At 64.8% G+C, this 17,532-nt stretch carries 13 protein-coding genes and 2 tRNA genes; 8 read left to right on the top strand and 7 right to left on the bottom strand.

The window, feature by feature from the left end; all coding sequences use genetic code 11:
• Positions 1-60: 60 nt before the first annotated feature.
• The 3 genes from ATJ93_RS08955 (at position 61) to ATJ93_RS08945 (ending at position 4,907) form a co-directional block, all read left to right on the top strand.
• Positions 61-2,697, top strand: a complete 2,637-nt coding sequence (locus ATJ93_RS08955) for a methyl-accepting chemotaxis protein (RefSeq protein ID WP_120244315.1) — start codon at positions 61-63, stop codon at positions 2,695-2,697.
• 101 nt (positions 2,698-2,798) lie between these two features.
• The gene (locus ATJ93_RS08950) at positions 2,799-3,167 is read left to right on the top strand and encodes a DUF192 domain-containing protein (protein ID WP_120244314.1); all 369 of its coding nucleotides are present in this window, start codon (positions 2,799-2,801) and stop codon (positions 3,165-3,167) included.
• 207 nt (positions 3,168-3,374) lie between these two features.
• Positions 3,375-4,907, top strand: coding sequence for a (R)-citramalate synthase (locus ATJ93_RS08945; protein ID WP_120244313.1), 1,533 nt, complete (start codon positions 3,375-3,377; stop codon positions 4,905-4,907).
• 82 nt (positions 4,908-4,989) lie between these two features.
• On the opposite strand, the gene ATJ93_RS08940 is transcribed toward ATJ93_RS08945, so the two are convergent.
• The 3 genes from ATJ93_RS08940 to ATJ93_RS08930 form a co-directional block, all read right to left on the bottom strand.
• Positions 4,990-5,187: a hypothetical protein gene (locus ATJ93_RS08940; RefSeq protein ID WP_120244312.1), complete on the bottom strand. Its 198-nt coding sequence runs from the start codon at positions 5,185-5,187 to the stop codon at positions 4,990-4,992.
• Positions 5,188-5,262: 75 nt separating this feature from the next.
• On the bottom strand, positions 5,263-6,702 hold the full coding sequence (locus ATJ93_RS08935) for a 4Fe-4S ferredoxin N-terminal domain-containing protein (protein ID WP_120244311.1): 1,440 nt from the start codon (positions 6,700-6,702) through the stop codon (positions 5,263-5,265).
• A 344-nt stretch (positions 6,703-7,046) separates the two neighbouring features.
• Positions 7,047-7,131 (bottom strand) — tRNA-Ser (locus tag ATJ93_RS08930).
• 129 nt (positions 7,132-7,260) lie between these two features.
• Here ATJ93_RS08930 and ATJ93_RS08925 point away from each other — a divergent pair.
• Positions 7,261-8,217 (top strand): AAA family ATPase, encoded by a 957-nt coding sequence (locus ATJ93_RS08925; protein ID WP_120244310.1) that lies wholly within the window; start codon positions 7,261-7,263, stop codon positions 8,215-8,217.
• Positions 8,218-8,387: 170 nt separating this feature from the next.
• Positions 8,388-9,803 (top strand): tetratricopeptide repeat protein, encoded by a 1,416-nt coding sequence (locus ATJ93_RS08920; protein WP_147376639.1) that lies wholly within the window; start codon positions 8,388-8,390, stop codon positions 9,801-9,803.
• A gap of 44 nt (positions 9,804-9,847) precedes the next feature.
• Here ATJ93_RS08920 and ATJ93_RS08915 read toward each other — a convergent pair whose 3' ends face one another.
• Positions 9,848-10,159: a zinc ribbon domain-containing protein gene (locus ATJ93_RS08915; RefSeq protein WP_120244308.1), complete on the bottom strand. Its 312-nt coding sequence runs from the start codon at positions 10,157-10,159 to the stop codon at positions 9,848-9,850.
• A gap of 108 nt (positions 10,160-10,267) precedes the next feature.
• Positions 10,268-12,958 (bottom strand): phosphoenolpyruvate carboxylase, encoded by a 2,691-nt coding sequence (gene ppc / locus ATJ93_RS08910; RefSeq protein ID WP_120244307.1) that lies wholly within the window; start codon positions 12,956-12,958, stop codon positions 10,268-10,270.
• Between the two features lie 655 nt (positions 12,959-13,613).
• Here ppc and ATJ93_RS08905 point away from each other — a divergent pair.
• Together ATJ93_RS08905 and ATJ93_RS08900 are read left to right on the top strand one after the other, a co-directional pair.
• Positions 13,614-13,862, top strand: coding sequence for a hypothetical protein (locus ATJ93_RS08905; RefSeq protein ID WP_120244306.1), 249 nt, complete (start codon positions 13,614-13,616; stop codon positions 13,860-13,862).
• 212 nt (positions 13,863-14,074) lie between these two features.
• The gene (locus tag ATJ93_RS08900; protein WP_120244305.1) at positions 14,075-15,088 is read left to right on the top strand and encodes an SDR family oxidoreductase; all 1,014 of its coding nucleotides are present in this window, start codon (positions 14,075-14,077) and stop codon (positions 15,086-15,088) included.
• Between the two features lie 39 nt (positions 15,089-15,127).
• On the opposite strand, the gene ATJ93_RS08895 is transcribed toward ATJ93_RS08900, so the two are convergent.
• Positions 15,128-15,202, bottom strand: a tRNA-Glu gene (locus ATJ93_RS08895).
• A gap of 146 nt (positions 15,203-15,348) precedes the next feature.
• A complete protein-coding gene (locus ATJ93_RS08890) occupies positions 15,349-16,779 on the bottom strand; it encodes a helix-turn-helix transcriptional regulator (protein WP_120244304.1) in 1,431 nt (476 codons plus the stop codon).
• Positions 16,780-16,943: 164 nt separating this feature from the next.
• Between ATJ93_RS08890 and ATJ93_RS08885 the strand changes: the two genes are divergently transcribed.
• Complete coding sequence (locus ATJ93_RS08885) at positions 16,944-17,531, top strand: MBL fold metallo-hydrolase (protein ID WP_120244303.1); 588 nt, start codon at positions 16,944-16,946, stop codon at positions 17,529-17,531.
• Position 17,532: the final 1 nt, after the last annotated feature.

Below are 17,532 nucleotides of genomic sequence, written 5' to 3'. Positions count from 1 at the left end.
AGTCTGATAACGAGTGGGGGTACCAACATAACTATTACCAATTGGTTACCTTCCGTGAGTATGCTCGGGCCACTTCGGCGATTAATCCCGTCATTTGTTCGACGGCGGTACGCACTCAAGTTCGGCATTGCACTACTCGTCCTCGGCCTCTCGGTCGGGGCGATGGGACTCATTGCGACGGGGGCGCTCACCGACAGCGTCGAGAGTTCCGTCCTCGAGGATCAGGAATCGACCGCGCGCCAGGAGGCGTCGGCGCTCGACGACTGGATCGCGGAACACGAACGGTTCCTCTCGTCGACGGCGACGGCGCCCGTCGTCCAGAACGGGAACGAAACGGCCATCAACGACTACCTGCTCTCACTCCGCGGCGAAGTTCCCGAGGAAGCGGAACACGTCCTCTACGTCGACCGGACATCCGGCGAGGTCATCGCTGACACCGGCCAAGACGTCGGCATCGAGAACGTCAACGAGGTCAACTTCCCCGACGGGGACCGCCTCGACGACGACCTCCTGATGGGCGAGGTTCAGCGAACCGAACCCTACAAACTGTTCGGCAATAGTGACCGCTCCGATCGACCGGCGATCTCCTACTACGTCGCGACCAGCGAGGACCGCGCGCTCGTCTACACGGTCAATCCCTCGGAGCGACTCCTGTACAGTTCCTCGAGCGTCGTGACGCTCGTCGACGGCGAGGGACGGATCGTCGGCGACAGCTCCTTCCTGGGGTACAACACGGGCGACCCGGTCTTCCTCGAACCCTACGGCGACGACGCCGTCCTCGAGACCGCGGCCAACGGCGGCACCGGCGCCACCGTGATCGATCGAGCGCCGAGCGAGACCTTACAGGGTGCGCCCTACGAGTTCACGCCCGACAGCTACGTCGTCGGCTACGCGACGACCGACGCCGGCTGGACCGTCCTCGTCCACACCTCGGAAGCCGACGCCTTCGGCTTCGTCAATGCCGTCAACCAGTACGGGATCGGCGTAACCGCCGTGGTCGTCCTGCTGATCGGCTCGGTCGGCGCGGTGCTCGGACGCAACACCTCGAAGTCGATCGACCGCCTGAAGTCCAAGGCGGCCGCGATGGAGGAGGGCGACCTGGACGTCGACCTCGAGACGAAGCGGATCGACAGCATCGGCCAGCTCTACGACGGCTTCGACTCGATGCGCGTCGCGCTTCGCGAACAGATCGAAGACGCCGAAGCGGCCCGCGAGGAAGCCGAGCGCGAACGCGAGCGCGTCGAGCGGATGAACGACCACCTCGAGGCGAAGGCCGACGAGTACAGCGCCGTGATGCAGGACGCCGCGGACGGCGACCTGACCGTCCGGATGGCGCCCGAGAGCGAGAACGAGGCCCTGACCGAGATCGGCGAGGAGTTCAACGCGATGCTGGCCGACCTCGAGGCGACCGTCGCCGGCCTGAACCAGTTCGCGACCGACGTCGCGACGGCTTCCGAGGAAGTGACCGCCTCGAGCGAGGAGGTCCAGCGGGCCAGCCGCGAGGTCAGCGAGTCGGTCCAGGAGATTTCCGACGGCGCCGACCGGCAACACCAGTCGCTGCAGTCGATCGACTCCGAGATGAACACGCTGTCGACGACGACCGAGGAGATCGCGGCCTCCTCGAACGACGTCGCGGACGTCGCGGCGCGGACGGCCGAAACCGGACGCGGCGGCCGCGAGACGGCCGAAGCGGCGATCGACGCCTTCGACGACCTCGAGACGGAGTACGAGGACGTCGTCGCCGAGTTCGAGCAACTTCGCGACCAGATCGACCAGATCGAGTCGCTGACCGACACGATCGCCGAGATCGCCGACCAGACGAACATGCTCGCGCTGAACGCCAACATCGAGGCGTCGCGCTCGGCCGACGGCGCCGACGCGGAAGGGTTCACCGCGGTCGCGTCCGAGGTGAAACAGCTCTCTGCGGACACGAAGGAGGCCGCCGCGGAGATCGACGAACGCCTCGACGCGCTGCAGAGCCAGACCGAGGAGTCGGCCGACGTCGTCGACCGGACCAGCGAGGAAATCGAACGCGTCAACGACCTCGTGACCGACGTGGTCGCGGCGCTCGACGACATCGCCGAGTACGCAGCCGAGACCAACGACGGCGTGCAGGAAATCTCCTCGGCCACCGAGGAGCAGGCGGCGGCCACCCAGGAGGTCGTCGCGATGGTCGACGAAGTCGCATCGATCTCCGAGGAGACGACCGCCGAGGCCCAGACCGTCGCCGCGGCCGCCGAGGAACAGACCAGTTCCATGCAGGAGGTGTCGGCCTCCGCGGATCGGCTCAGCCACCAGGCGACGCGCCTCTCCGGTGCGCTCGACCGATTCGAGACCGACGTCGAGGGCGACGGTCTCGAGTTCGACGCCGATCTCGAGTCCGGCGGCGCGGCTGCGGTCGACGGGGCGAACGAGCCGGCCGCGTCAGAGCCGACTGACGCGCCGATCACGGACGCCGAACCGACGGCCGAAGACGGCGAGACCGACGACGAGGACCCACTCGCGTTCGTCGAGACGACGGACGAGGCCGACCTCGAGTCCGACGACGCGGCGGAACTCGATGACGCCGAGCCGGCCGACGGCGCCGGCGAAACGTTCGAGTTCCAGGGTCCGACCTCGAGTGCGAGTTCGGACGCGGACAACGAGTCCCAGGAGGCCGACGAGGACGACGAGACGCGAAACGCCGCGAACGAGTAGGCGATCGACGGGGCGCGGTCGCCGATCGCGGTGATCCCCGGCCCGTCTCGTTCCCGTCGCGGGCGTGACCTTTTTGACGGCGCCGCGCCGAGTGATCGGCAGTGCAGCTCGTTCACAGGCCCGAGAACGGTTCCTCGACGGTTCTCGCGACGACGGTCGATTTCGCGGACTCGGTTTTGAGCCAACTGCGCGGGCTCATGTTCCGCCGCTCGATTCCCGACGACTACGCGCTGGCGTTCCGATTCGGGTCGGTCGAGACCCAAGACGTCCACATGCTGTTCGTCTTCTTCCCGATCGACGTCGTCTGGCTCGTCGACGGTACCGTCCAGCGCGTCGAGCGGCTGCGGCCCTGGCTCGGCTTCGAGCGGGGCGAGGCAGACACCATCATCGAACTTCCCGCCGGCACCGCAGACGACGTCGAACCCGGCGATAGGTTGCTGTTCGTGGGTTCGGACGCCGCAGACGAGTGACCGCCGTCGGCTGCTGGATTCGTGGCGCCCCACCACGTGCCACGGGACACCACCGCACGGAACCGGCGCATTTAAGACGAGGTGTTCCGATAGGACGAGATACAATGGCGCGAGATTCGTTCTCAACGCCGGACGAGGATAGAGGAAGTCGGGGCAACCCGGCTGGGCGTGAAATTCCGCGACGAACGTAGTCGCAGTTCAACACTCTTGCCTGTCAATCACTCCACCGAACAGACGATTCCATCGGATCGTACAGTCCGCCTTCTCGATACGACGCTTCGTGACGGCGAACAAGCGCCGGGCGTCTCGCTGTCGCCCGACGAAAAAGTAGAGATCGCCCGAGCGTTAGAGCGCGCGGGCGTCGCCGTCATCGAAGCGGGCAGCGCCTGTACCGGCGCGGGTGAGCGGCAGGCGATCTCGCGGGTCACCGATCTGGACCTCGACGCGCGAGTGACGAGCTTCTGTCGCGGCCTCGAGCACGACATCGACCTCGCGCTCGACTGTGACGTCGACGGGGTTCACATCGTCGTTCCCGCCAGCGACCGCCACGTCGAGGAGAAGGTCGGCACCTCCCGCGAGGACAACCTCGCGGCGACCGCCGAACTCGTCGAGTACGCCACCGACCACGACCTCTGGGTCGAGGTTATCGGCGAGGACGGCTCCCGGGCCGACCTCGATTACCTCGAGGAGCTCATGGCGACTGCCCTCGACGCGGGCGCAGACCGGGCCTGCTTCGCCGACACCGTCGGCCACACGGGGCCCGAGCGCACCGCCGAGGCGGTCTCCCGACTTGCCGAGTTAGGGCCTGTCAGCGCTCACACTCACGACGACCTCGGGCTGGGCGTCACCAACGCCATCGCGGCCGTGGCTTCGGGCGCCGACCTCGTGCACTGCACGGTCAACGGACTCGGCGAACGCGCCGGGAACGTGGCGCTCGAGGAGGTCGCGATCGCCCTCTCGCACGTCTACGACGTCGAAACGCTGGAACTCGAGGAGCTGTACGACCTCGCACAGATCGTCTCGCGGGCGACTGGCGTCCAACTGCCGCCGAACAAGGCCGTCATCGGGGAGAACGCCTTCACCCACGAGAGCGGCATCCACACGGACGGCACGCTGAAAGACGACAAGATGTACGAACCCTACGCGCCCGAGACGGTCGGCCGCGAGCGCCGGCTCGCGCTCGGCAAACACACCGGCCGCGCGGGCGTGAAGGCGACGCTCGACGAACACGACGTCGAGGCGACGGGCGACGAGATCGCCGAGATCGCAACCCGCGTGACCGAACTCGGCGATCGCGGTCGCCGCGTCACCGACGCCGACCTGCTGGCGATCGCCGAAGACGTCACCGGGGACGACCGCGAGCGCGTCGTCGAACTTCTCGATTTAAACGCCACGAGCGGGGGCTCCGTCCCCACCGCGAGCATCCGCCTCGAGGTCGACGGCGAGGAACGCGTCGCCAGCGGCACCGGCTCAGGGCCCGTCGACGCCGCCGTTTCCGCCGTTCGGGAGGCGCTGGGGTCGATGGCCGACGCCGAACTCGAGTCCTACCACGTCGACGCCGTCACGGGCGGTACCGACGCCGTCGTCACCGTCGAAGTGACGATGGCGCGCAACGACCGCTCGGTGACCGTCGCCCGCAGCGAGGCCGACATCACGCGCGCGAGCGTCGAGGCGATGGTCGACGCGCTCGACCGGCTGCTCGCGACGGATCGGGAGCCGCTCGCGCCGGCCGACGACTGAAGCGATTGCAGCGGCTGCGGCGACGGCGCCGCCGCTCTCCCCTCGTTTTTGCGGTTCTGGAATCGGAAACGACGAACCAGCGTCAGTGGAACGGCTGCCGACTGAGCAGACCCCAGGGATCGAACAGGTAGACGCCGGCCAGAAACAGCGCGACGAGAACCACGAGCAGCCGCGCGATCAGCCCGGCCGACAGGCCGCCGTCCAACTCGAGGGTCGTCGCCATCAGCCCGGCGACGGCGATCCAGATGATGCCGACGACGATACGATCGCGAGCGTTCATACCCGAGTGTTCGACCGGACGGTTATGAAGGTCGCGTCCTGCCCCGCTCGGCCGCGCTCCGAGCCGACCGCGACGCTACAGTTCGAGGCCGCCGTCGACCGTCTCCTCCTCGAGGACGTCGTGGCGGTTGTCGACCATCCCGACCTCCTCGTAGGAGACCGGACCGGGAACCTGCTCGGCCTCCGATCCCGGCTCGTTCCCGATATAGAGGACGTTCGGATGCGTGTCGTACTCCTCGAGGAGCCTGTACGACGAGTCGGTGTCGCCGAACTCGGCCCGCAGGAGCTGCGATGCTTCCTCCTCGGTCATGCCGTCGCCGCCCTCTTCGTCGGCCGGCTCCTGTTCCCCCTCGAGGATCGCGATCGCCTCTTGGACCTCCTCGTTGTCGTCGGTCGCCTGATTCCGCGCCCGAGCGAGTGGGATGTCCTCGATATACTGCTGGGGATCGCTCTCGGGGTCGTTCATGTCCCCGAACTGGATCGCGCCCGGCGGACAGGCCTGCTCGCAGGCGGTCGTCCCGACCAGATCTTCGCCCATCTGGCCGTCCTGGCGGGCCGGATCGAAGACGCACTTTTGCATGACCCCGCGGGGACCGCGACCGCTGACCCAGCGGTCGCGCTGGTCGTACATCATCTCCTCGCTCATCTCCTCGGCATCGACGTTCGGCTCGTCCCACTGGAAGTAGTTGACGCCGTAGGGACAGGCGACCTGGCAGTACCGGCAGCCGATACAGACGTCGTAGTCGGTCAGGACGAGCCCGCCCTGATCTCGCGTGTGGCGCGCCGTCGTCGGACAGACCTTCTCACAGGGTGCGTCGGTGCAGTGCTGGCACGGCCGGACGATGTAGTTGAAATCGCGCGTCGACTCGAAGTCGTCCGGCTCCGGGGATTCGACGGTCCCGTCCTCGTAGGCCAGCACGTACATCCAGTTGGCGCCCTCGTCCCAGTTGTGCTCGGCGTTGCACGCGACGACACAGGAGAGACAGCCGTCGCAGGACTCGAGGTCGATGGCCATGCCCCACTGGGTTTCGTCGCCGCCGTGGCCCTCTCCCTCGCCACCCTCGCTCTCGTTTCCGCTTTCGTTACCGCTCTCGTTTTGAGCGGCCACGTTGGGCTCCGCGTCGGCGCCGTCGCTGGTCGCGCTCCACGCGCCGAAGCCGAAGATGCCGGCGCCGGCGCCCATCTTCTTCATCATATCGCGCCGGGATTCGTCACCGAGACCAAACCGTGAGAGCGTCCGCTCGAACGGACTCTGCTCCTCGCGCTTCGCTTCGATTTCCTCGGCCATCGGACGGGAGTCCTCGCCGAACTCGTCCATCACGTCCTCGTGATACCGATCGTAGAACGCCTCGTCGCTGAGTTCTCCCTTCGTCACCCGCATGGCGTCTTTCGCCATCTCCATCCCGAGTTCGGCGTCGTACTCGGTGTCCTCGAGCATCTTCTCGAATTCTTCTTCGGCCGCTTCGCCGAGTGGATGGAACCCGTCGTCGCTTGTGTCCTCGTCGCGAGGACTCATTTCTCCCCGTCACCCCGCACTCCGGCCGGTCGAATGTCACTCAGTCCCATAGTAGTCACGAACGTGTGAGCCGACCACACCGACTTCGATAAAAAACAGGCCTGCGAGTGATGGGCAAACCACGATTCCGAGTAATCTCTCGAGACATTTCGGAAGTCGAGAGAGACTCCCCGCTGAACCGGTTTTGTCCGTACTGCGCTGCTCGAGGACGTTGTTCGTGGAAGCGGCCAGACGTACTCACTTCGTTGCGCGTCTGACCTCGTTCAAATCTCCGACGTCGTTTCGCAGCGACGAGGGTTGATTCGCACCGCTACGCGGTGCTCATCGGTTAGTTGCCGCAAAAGCGCCGAGAGGGAGATTTGAACTCCCGAGTCCGTGAGGACAGCAGATTTCGAATCTGCCGCCTTGGCCGGGCTAGGCTATCTCGGCTCACTCCAATGTACCCGGGAGACGTTTTTACCGGTTTCGATTTTTCTCGGCTCCTGTACCGTGGTATCGTATCGAGTATCGAGTGCCGGTAGCGAAAACGATTTGACACGAGGCGCCGACGGCGTCCCCATGGACGTCACTCAGGCCAGCGGCGAATGCGAGACCGTCCTCGAGACAGTCGGCGACGCGGTCATCTGCGACCGCTCGTTCCTCGAGGAGATCCTCGTCGGCGTCGTCGCTCGGGGCCACGTGCTGCTCGAGGACGTGCCCGGGACCGGCAAGACGCTGACGGCTCGCAGCGTCGCGGACGCGCTCGGCCTCACCTTCTCCCGAATCCAGTTCACGCCCGACCTCCTGCCCGCGGACGTGACCGGCACGCACGTGTTCAACGAGCGCGAGCGCCAGTTCGAGTTCAACGAGGGCCCCATCTTCGCTAACATCGTCCTCGCGGACGAGATCAACCGCGCGCCGCCCAAAACCCAGGCCGCCCTGCTCGAGGCCATGGAGGAGGGCCAGGTCACCGTCGACGGCGAGACGCGCCAGTTGCCGGACCCGTTCTTCGTCATCGCGACGCAGAACCCGGTCGAACAGGAGGGAACCTTCCCGCTGCCCGAAGCGCAGGTGGACCGCTTCCTCGTCAAGACCTCGATGGGTTACCCCGACGAAGAAGGCGAAGTCGAACTCCTCCGCCGACGCGCGGGCCGCGAGACCGGGAGTCCGTCCGTCGAACGCGTCCTCGAGCCCGAGCGAGTCGCACAGCTCCGACAGGTGCCCGAATCGGTACGCGTCGACGAAGATCTCCTCGAGTACGTCGCGAACATCGCCCGCGAAACGCGGACCGACGGCCGGGTCGACGTCGGCGTCTCGCCGCGCGGCACCCAGCGGCTGTTCGAAGCGGCTCGGGCCTACGCGACGGTCGTCGGCCGGGAGTACGTCACGCCCGACGACATCAAGCGCGTCGCCGAGCCCGTACTCGCGCACCGGCTGGTGTTGACGCCCGACGCGACGGTCAACGACGTGCAGAAATCGCAGGTGATCGACGCCGTCCTCGAGTCGGTGCCGGTGCCGACGCTCGAGTCTAACTGAACTCGTTGAATGGATTGATAGACTGACAGCCCGCACCGATCAGCGGTTCGCGGTCAGTGCGACGAGGTAGTAGTGGGGATATTTCTCGACGGCTGATGACGGAAGAGTAGCGCGCCTATTCGATAACTAATTTATATTGCTTATGAGAATTTCTGGTGGTTATCAAACGAATGGGGACGAACGAGTGGAACGCGCAACGACTCTTTGAAATCGTATTTTTCACCGGTGTCGTACTTCACGAACTCTCCCACGCAGTCGTTTGTCGAGCCTTTGACGTCGAGTATCGAATGCGGTTGACGTTTCTAGATGCCAACGCGGGACGGTCGCATCTGCTCTTCCCGCAAGTCGTCACGTCAACGGTGATGGCAGTTCTTATCAGCATTTCACCGTTCAGTCTCATCGCACCGGCGCTTTTGGTGACGATGCTGGTCGGTATCGCGCTCGAATTCGGATCGATGGCTGGTACCATCCTTGCGCTGATTCTAGTCGTTCAAGGGATCGGAATCTGTCTGAGTGCGGTCCCGTCGGAGTCCGATCTGGAAGCCCTATTCGTCCAGTGTACCGTCTTCGATGGCCGACTCTGGTGGCTTTCGGTCGTCGGAATCAATACCGTTCAGTTTTCGGGACTATTCCTGTGGCTCATCGTTACATACGGATACGTAGTCGGTAGTGGATGGTCAGCGCCGCCGCTCGACACGGTAATCATGGTTATCGGAGCTACTGGGTTCTCTATTCTCATTGGACTCGGACCTGATATCGATATGGAAGCGATCTACCGCGCAGAAGTCGATCTTCGGAGCCAGTATGCTGGGCTCTGTTGGTACCAGAATAACGACGAGGAAGCGAACCGTCAGTTCCTCCGTACAATTGACATTGTTGAGAAACACGGCATCGAACATACGACAGTCTACACGTCATACGCTGGTCTTCTCTTCGAACGCGGGCAAACCGAAGCGGCCACGGACTATTGTCAGCACGCAATTGAAATTGATCCGGAGTGCGTCCCTTCTCACATTACTTACGCAGGCATCCTCGTCCGTCAGGAGCGTTATGACGAGGCTGAGCGCCACTGTAAACGGGCCCTCGAACTGACTATCGATGAGGATATTGAGCGGGTCTATCACAGAGCGAAGGCACACGTCAACTACGCAGAAGTGCTCCGCGAGCAAGGCCGATTCGACGAGGCCGAGGATCATTGCCACCGCGGCCTCGAGATGAATCCGGACGAAGCACACGCCCACGCCAGTTACGCTGAACTCTGTGCAGAGCGCGGGCAGATTTCCGATGCAGAGCGCCGGTACGAACGGGCACTCGAGTTGGGGCCGGAGACAGCGGTCATTCGGGCAGGGTACGCCGAATTCCTCGCCGATCACGGCGACGATAGAGCCGCTGAGCATCAGTTCCAGCGGGCGCTCGAACTAAATCCCGACTGTAAGCCGGCGACCGACGGCTACGCGACGTTCCTCGAAGATCGCGGCCGGTCCGAGGAGGCACAACGGTACGCCGACCGAACCGATAGTACTCACGGTGCCGATAGTGCTGACGTGGCAGTACGTCACGAGAATACGGTCGATTCCCGGGGGTGATTCGCTTTCTTATCCGTGGGGATGGTGTCTGTGCTTCGAAATCATCACGACGGCGATCGGCCACACTCGAGACACGCCGACGCGTCCGCGAGCGTCGGCGCGCCGCAGTGCGAACAGCGGATTACGGATCCGTCCCCGAACGCGGACGGCCCCGCCTCGCCCGGAAGCACGTCGCTGAACGTCGGCTCGAGTCCGTCCGCGTACTCCTCGCGCTCGGCGACCCGCTCGAGCAGGGCGTCGTCGCGCAGCCACTCGAGGAAGCGACAGAGCCCGAGAAACAGCAGCGTCGGGCCGATCATCACGCCCCCGGCGATGAGGAGTCGATAGGCGAGCGGGATCGACGCGAGGTCGATCATGTGACTACGTAGCGCGCCCGAGAGAGAAGAGTATTTCTCCGACTCGGTTCCGTCGGTATTCGGCGACCGGTTCGAACCGGTACGCGGTCGCCTCGAGACCGGACCGCGTTATCCGGTGTTCTTCATGCCGGCAGCGATTCCCTTCACCGTGAGTCGGAGCGTCCGTTCCTCGACGTCGGTCCGGTGAGTCTGATCCAGCAGGTACGTCTGAAGCAGATTCAGCGGGTCGACGTACGGGTTCCGGCGCTCCAAGTTCTCGCCGAGCCAGTCGCGAGTGTGCAGTTGGTCGCGCTGGCCGATCGTCTTGACCAGTTCGGTCGCGCGCTCGTACTCGTCGGTGAGCCGCGGGAAGAACTGTTCGCGCAGTTCCTCGTCGGCCAGATCGGCGTACTGCTCGGCGATCTCGAGTTCCGTCCGCGACAGCGACAGCGCGGCGTTGTCCAGCGTCGTCTGGAAGAACGGCCACTCGTCGTACATCTCCTGGAGCGTCTCGACGTCGCCGCCGTTCTCGAGGTAGGCGTCGACGCCGGTCGCGATGGCGTACCAGCCCGGCAGGATACACCGGGACTGGGTCCAGGAGAACACCCACGGGATCGCCCGCAGGTCCTCGACGGTGCGCTCACCCGACCGCGAGGCCGGTCGCGAGCCCAGGTTGAGGTCCTCGATGACGGTGATCGGCGTCGCCTGCTCGAAGTACTGGACGAAGCCGTCGCTCTCTAAGAGGTCGCGGTACTCCTGCCGAGCCGCGTCGGCCATCGTCTCCATCGCGTCGATCCACTCCTCGGGGACGTCCTCCTCGGGCTGGTGGATGGCGTTGTGGCGGGCGCGCAGTTGCGCGTTCAGCATCTGTTCGATGTTTCGCTCGGCGATGCGGGGGTTGGCGTACTTCTCGGCGATCGCCTCGCCCTGCTCGGTGAACTTGACCTGCCCCGTCACGGTGCTGTTGGGCAGGGCCAGCAGCGCCTCGTTCATCGGCCCGCCACCGCGGGAGATGGAGCCGCCGCGGCCGTGGAACAGCCGCATCGTCACGTCGAAGTCGTCGCAGATCTCGCCCAGGCGGCGCTGGTTCTTGTACAGCGACCAGTTCGCCGCGAGGAAGCCGTTCTCCTTGTTCGAGTCGGAGTAGCCCAGCATGATCTCCTGGGTCTGGCCGCGGGCCTCGAGGGCCTGCGAGTAGGCCTCGTTCTCGAACAGCGTGCCCATGATCCGGCGGGCGCCCGAGAGGGCGTACTCCGTCTCGAGCAGCGGGACGATGTCGATCCCGCAGTGCTCGGGCAGGGAGACGACGCCGGCCTGATCCGCGAGGAACAGGACCTCGAGGACGTGGCTGGGCTCCTCGGTCATCGAGATGCAGTAGGTGTCGATCGCCTCGACGCCGTACTCGGTCTGCCACTCGGCGAGGCTGTCGAACAGTTCGAGTACGCGGGACGAGTCGTCCGAGAGGTCCTCGGTGTCCGAGAGGTCGATCACGGGCTCGTCCTGCAGGACCGCGTCGGTGAGCCACTCGGCGCGCTCCTCCTCGGACATCGCGTGGTAGTCGATCCCCTCGCTCTCGAGGGCCTCGGCGATGGCGTCGGTGTGTTTCTGCTGGTGGTCGCGCAGGTCGAGGCTAGCAAGCGAGAAGCCGAAGGTGGCGACGCGACGCCGGATCGGATCGACGTGGGCGTCGACGACGCTCTCGGCGCCGTTATCGCGAAGCGTTTCGGCGATGATCTCCAAGTCCTCGAGGAGTTCGTCGGCGTCGTCGTAGCCGCCGGGTCGGACGTCGCCGACGCGGTCGAGCCGTTCGCGCATGAGCTTGAGCTTCTGGCGGTAGGGCTCGTCCGGGTAGCGCTCCTTGGCGGTGCGAGCGCTGCCGGGCAGCCGCTCGCGGTCGCGCTCGAGGGACGCCTCGAACGCTGAGTCCGTTTCGATCCGGCTGCCGTCCTGGCTCAGTACGCCCGAGAGGCGCTTGAGCTGGCGCCGGTACTGCTCGAGGATGACCGAGCGCTGGCGCTCCAAGGTATTTGCCGTCACCTCGGGCGTGACGTAGGGGTTGCCGTCGCGGTCGCTGCCGGCCCACGAGCGGAACTCGAACAGCTTCGGAATCTCGAGGTCGCCGTCGACCTCCTCGTCGATGGCGTCGGCCAGTTCGTCGTAGACCTCGCCGACGACGTCGAACAGCGTGTTCTCGAGGTACCACTGGACGTTGCGCGCCTCGTCTTCCGGCTCGGGCTGGCGGTTGCGAACCTGGGGCGTCTGCCAGAGGCTCGTCACCTCGGCGTCGACGTCCCGCCAGACCTGGGACTTCTCCTTGTCGGTCAGGAGGCGCTCGTCGAGCGTCTCGAGATAGGTGGAGATAGCGCGAAGCTTCGATTTGACGGTCTTGCGCCGGGCCTCGGTCGGGTGGGCCGTAAACGTCGGCTCGATCAGGACGTCGTCGAGGACCTGCTCGACGGTCTCGACGTCGTCCTCGCCGAGCTGTTCGGCCACCGTCTCGAGGCTGTCCTCGAGCGTGCCCTCCTGGGATTCGGTTCGAATCGTCCGGACGCGCTCGCGTTCCTCCGCGAGGTTGATCAGTTCGAAGTAGCTCGTAAACGCCCGCGCGACGATCCGCTGTTGATGGGGCGAGAGGTTCTCGAGTTCGGAGATGAGCGGCTGTCGTGACTCGAGATCGCCCGAGCGGTAGTCGATCGCGGCGCGTCGACACGATTCGACCGTCTCGAACGATTTTCGCGACGTCTGTTCCTCGATGACGTCCCCGAGCAGCGCGCCGAGCTCGCGGACGTCCTGCCGAACGTCTCTGTTATGAAGTTGCATATCACGTGGATTGAGTCGGGGGTCCAAAAATCCCTAGTAGGCCGATTCTCTATTCGATACGTTTCTTTCTGTGATAGTCGATCCAACGTGGTTAACGCTGAACGTTCGCAGCGCTTCGGACGGCGGGTTCGCTGTCCGAATCGTGTCAACGTAAACCATCCGCTGATCCAGACATTCACTCACATCGTAATAATTCTACCGTGTTCTCGTTTTGAACCACCCACATATTCGGCCCCGACAGCGGATTTCGAGTCAGTCGGGCGTGTGGAACCGTGCCCGCCAACGGGCCGATGTAATCGCGTTGGCCGTTGACCGACCGCCCTGAACATCGGTCGGCCGTTCAACAACGACAGTACGTCTATCAAGAATGACGTTCTGTATAATTGATATCGAGGTCTACATCAGCTGAAAACGGCTGTAGGAGCTGAAAATGACATCGATCTGTATGCTGAATTGCGGTAGGTCGCGATCCCGAACCAGCATATCGGATGTCTTCAGGCGTGCGCTGCTGGATCACTACCGCAGCGTGGCTCGAGTCGCGATTCGGTCGCGGCCCGCTGCTCGAGCAGATGCCGACGTCGTATCGAAAACGACGGCCGTCGAACCGGCGATATTCGGAGATATCGTTTTCTCGCAGTGGCCCCTACAGCACGTGATGAAACGAGCGACTTCGACTCGACTGTCCCGGGAAAACCGGGAAACGGCGGCTGCGATCGACGCCCTCCGCGCACGAGTGACCGCGCTCGAGCGGGAGCAGCGACTGTTGCGGACGGCGACGTGTGCGATCGGTCGCGAAACCGGCGTCACGATCGGCGGCCCGTGCTCTCGCTGCGGTCGGTCGTACGTGCTGGTCATGAACAACACGATGCGGTGTCCGGCGTGCGGTGACGGCCGCTCGATGTGAGGGGTCGGTCCCCTCGAGCGGACGGTAGTGTGGCGGGACGCGGCCGGCGTATACAGGCGTCAAGTAGCAACGCATCGGGACCAGCATTCCAGTTGTCGATCGTGGCGGGGCGACTGCCCGCCACTTCGTCGGTCGGCTGTCATCCCGTTCGATGCTGCGGATACAACTGCGTTCGACCGACGGCCGAACGGAAGACGACCGCTACTTCCACTATGGTTCAGCCAACGAAACCCCTCGAAGAGCAGGTGATCGTCATCACCGGTGCATCGTCAGGAATCGGTCTCGCAACCGCACGCACGGCCGCCGACCGCGGCGCGCGAGTCGTCCTCGCAGCCCGGAGCGAAGACGCGCTGCAGGAGGCGACCGAAGAAATCACCGCTGCGGGCGGCGACGCCGAGTACGTCGTCGCCGACGTGAGCGACCGCGACGACGTCCGTGAACTCGCGCAGGTCGCCGAGGAAACCTACGGCGGCTTCGACACGTGGATCAACGGCGCCGCCGTCTCCATCTACGGCACACTCGAGGACGTCCCCGTCGAGGACATGCGCGAGCAGTTCGACGTCAACGTCTGGGGACTGTTGTACGGCTCGCTCGAGGCCGTCGGCCACTTCAAGGAAAGTGGCGGCGGGCGACTCATCAACATCGGGAGCATCGTCTCCGATCGAGCGGTCATCCTGCAGGGCAGCTATTCGGCCTCCAAACACGCCGTCAAGGGCTTTACCGACGCGCTCCGGATGGAACTCGAGGAAGAAGATGCCCCGGTTTCGGTGACGCTGGTCAAACCGAGCGCGATCGATACCCCGTTTGCGGAGCACGCGAAAAACTACATGAACGAGGCAGCGAAACTCCCCGCGCCCGTCTACGCGCCCGAGACCGCCGCGCGAACGATTCTCCACGCGGCCGAAGCGCCCGATCCCGAGCGCGAGATCACCGTCGGCGGGGGCGGCAAGAACATGACCGTGCTCGGGCGGACCGCCTCAGGAGTGATGGATACGATCATGGAAACGCTGTTCGTCGACCTCCAGCAGAAGGACGCGCCGCCGAGCGACCGCAACGGGCTGGACGAGCCGACCGACGACCTCGAAGAACGCGGCGGGTACGAGGGCTACGTCGCCGACTCGAGTCTGTACACGCGGCTCCGCCAGCGACGTAATGTGCCGTCGACCGTCGTCGCCGGTCTCGCCGCGACGGCGCTGTATGCGGGTTATAAGATACTCCGTCGGTAGCACTACGCTCAGCTACTGAACTTGGTTCGAGAGGAAGGATGCTCCGACGGGGATTTGAACCCCGGTCATTGCCTCGAGAGGGCAATATGATTGGCCGGACTACACTATCGGAGCGCACCGCACGTCGCGTCTGCACTCAATCGTAACGCGGTCGGATGTTTAAGCATTCCGTTTCGATTCGGGAGTGATTCGCCGTACCACGGGAGGACGTGGCCACTAACGGTAAACTGGAACGACGAATCCGGCGGGGACGCGACCGGCTACTCGTCGAACGGCGACTTCGTCGCTTCGGGTTCGAACCCGTCGAGGCTAATAATGTTCTCGCGGCCGACGCGGAGCTTGCTGATGAGGCCCTCGTCTTCCATGTCCGAGAGGAGCATGCTCACCTTGGACTTGGACCAGCCGGTTTCCTCGACGATGTTGACCTGCTTCATGCGGCCGCCGTTCTCGCGGATGAGTTTGACGACGCGGTCCTCGTCGGTGAGGAGTTCCTCGTCGGAGAGCGGGTCCGTTCGAGAACCGGACCCAGCCGCGGAATCGGCAGCGTCGCTGCTCGAGCCCGCTGGGGCTGTGGCCGCCGATGTAGCCGACGGAGCGGGGTGCTCCGAGTCGGCTGCACCCGTCGGGGTGGCCGCGTCGGTCCCGGTCCGTTCCCGGGAAGAATTGCTGACCGCTGCTGCAGGCGTCTCACTCGAGCCGCCGTCAGCACCCGAACCGTCGCGGCGCCGATACCAGACGGCGCCGCCGACAGCCAGTAGCACGGCGAGGCCGGCCGTAACGACCGGCAGCGACGGGCCTGCATCCGGTACCGATGACAGGACGCCGCCGCTGGCGGCAGTTCGATCGAAGACGACCCGCGGCCGGCCGTCGAAAAACTCCCGCTCGCCGCGCCAGCGCACCGATTCGGCTTCCTCGAGTTCGGTGTCCGAGCTACGGCTGTCGTACTGGTAGGTGTAGTCGCCTTCGGGTTCGACGTGTTGGAAGGTGAGGCCGTCGCCGGCGGCGATGACCATGGACTGGTCGGCAGTCAGGTAGAGATTTTGGAAGACGTCGCCGACGATGACCTCGCCATCCTCGGTGGCCGCGAACCCGTCCCAGCGAAACGACATTTCGACGACGCCTACCGGATTGAGCGGGCCGTCGATCCGCGCGGAGCGATTGAAGTTCGTCGCCGCCATCTCCCGGCCGGTGAGTTCGGTGCCGGACTCGACCATCGCCTGGGCCTGCTCGGTAAAGAGCGTGTAGAGTTCGGTTTCCGACCCTTCGAACTCCTCGGCGAACGTCTCGAAGCTCTCCTCCGACGTATCGTTGTCACCTTGGCCGAGCTGTTGCTCGTAGCTGAACGTCCACGTCGCCGAGCCGTTCTCGTGGACGGTAATCTCGAACGTCGTCTTGTCGAAATCCTCGACGCTCACCGTAAACGGGCTGACTGTGGCAGGATCTGCTGTTCCAACTGTCGCCGCCGGTGGCGACGACTCGAGGGTGTGAGTCGTGCCGCTACTGTCGGTGCCGGCGACAGCGCTTCCGGTAGCGGGCCCAGTGTCCGCGCTCGACTCGAGTACGGAGTCGGAGCCGGGCTCGGGGCCGAATCCGGTCGTCGCACCGGCGAGCAGTATCGGCCCGCTTCCGACGGCCGAGACAGTAAGGACCAGAACGACGATGAGCACTCCAACGGGGCCCGGCCGGGTCATTGGTTTGGAACTACGCGCGGGGGCTAAAAATGCTTGTGAATATGCTAGTCAATGGCGTGATAGGTTGGAGCTATCGCCGCGTCCGGTCGCACAGAGCGACGACCGCTGCAGCCGAACGGCGCGGAGACGCAAACGCAAAACGGGGCGACCGCCTACCGACGGGCATGATCACCAATCTCGCGGCTGATGTGCAGGCGTTCACGAGCAACGTCTTTCTCGTCGAGGGCGAGCGAACGGTCCTCGTCGATCCGGGCGCGAACTTCGACGTCGTCGATTCGATCCGATCCACTCTCGAGGACGACCTCGAGGCGGTCGTGCTCACCCACACGCACCCGGACCACGTCGGCAACCTCGAGGCCGTCACGGACGCGTTCGACGTCGAGGTGTGGGGGTACGACGCCGAAATCGAGGGCGTGGCGATCGATCACGAGATCGCGGACGGGGAGACGGTTCAGTTGGGCGACCACGAGTACGTCGCCCTTCACACGCCCGGGCACAAGGACGACCACCTCTGTTTCTACGCCGACGAGCCGGGTATCCTCTTCGCGGGCGATCTCGTCTTCCAGAACGGCAGCTTCGGCCGGACGGATCTCGAGGAGGGGGACCGGGCGACGCTGATCGAGAGCATCGATCGCGTGCTCGAGCGGATCGACGAGGAGCTGACGGCGCTGCACGCGGGCCACGGCCCGAGTATAACCGACGACCCGTACGAGCACGTGGAACTGGCGTCGCGGATGGCCCGACAGGCCTGAG

Origin of the sequence: Halopiger aswanensis (assembly GCF_003610195.1) — an archaeon.
Lineage (GTDB): Archaea > Halobacteriota > Halobacteria > Halobacteriales > Natrialbaceae > Halopiger > Halopiger aswanensis.
Note: the sequence above shows the minus strand (reverse complement) of the source record. Positions and strands in the feature narration are given on the sequence as shown.

Coding starts and splice junctions, on each gene's coding strand:
- ATJ93_RS08955 (WP_120244315.1), top strand. CDS start 61: ATGCTCGGGCCACTTCGGCGATTAATCCCGTCATTTGTTCGACGGCGG.
- ATJ93_RS08940 (WP_120244312.1), bottom strand. CDS start 5,187: ATGAACGCTCGCGATCGTATCGTCGTCGGCATCATCTGGATCGCCGTC.
- ATJ93_RS08935 (WP_120244311.1), bottom strand. CDS start 6,702: ATGAGTCCTCGCGACGAGGACACAAGCGACGACGGGTTCCATCCACTC.
- ATJ93_RS08925 (WP_120244310.1), top strand. CDS start 7,261: ATGGACGTCACTCAGGCCAGCGGCGAATGCGAGACCGTCCTCGAGACA.
- ATJ93_RS08920 (WP_147376639.1), top strand. CDS start 8,388: ATGGGGACGAACGAGTGGAACGCGCAACGACTCTTTGAAATCGTATTT.
- ATJ93_RS08915 (WP_120244308.1), bottom strand. CDS start 10,159: ATGATCGACCTCGCGTCGATCCCGCTCGCCTATCGACTCCTCATCGCC.
- ppc (WP_120244307.1), bottom strand. CDS start 12,958: ATGCAACTTCATAACAGAGACGTTCGGCAGGACGTCCGCGAGCTCGGC.
- ATJ93_RS08905 (WP_120244306.1), top strand. CDS start 13,614: ATGAAACGAGCGACTTCGACTCGACTGTCCCGGGAAAACCGGGAAACG.
- ATJ93_RS08900 (WP_120244305.1), top strand. CDS start 14,075: ATGGTTCAGCCAACGAAACCCCTCGAAGAGCAGGTGATCGTCATCACC.
- ATJ93_RS08890 (WP_120244304.1), bottom strand. CDS start 16,779: ATGACCCGGCCGGGCCCCGTTGGAGTGCTCATCGTCGTTCTGGTCCTT.
- ATJ93_RS08885 (WP_120244303.1), top strand. CDS start 16,944: ATGATCACCAATCTCGCGGCTGATGTGCAGGCGTTCACGAGCAACGTC.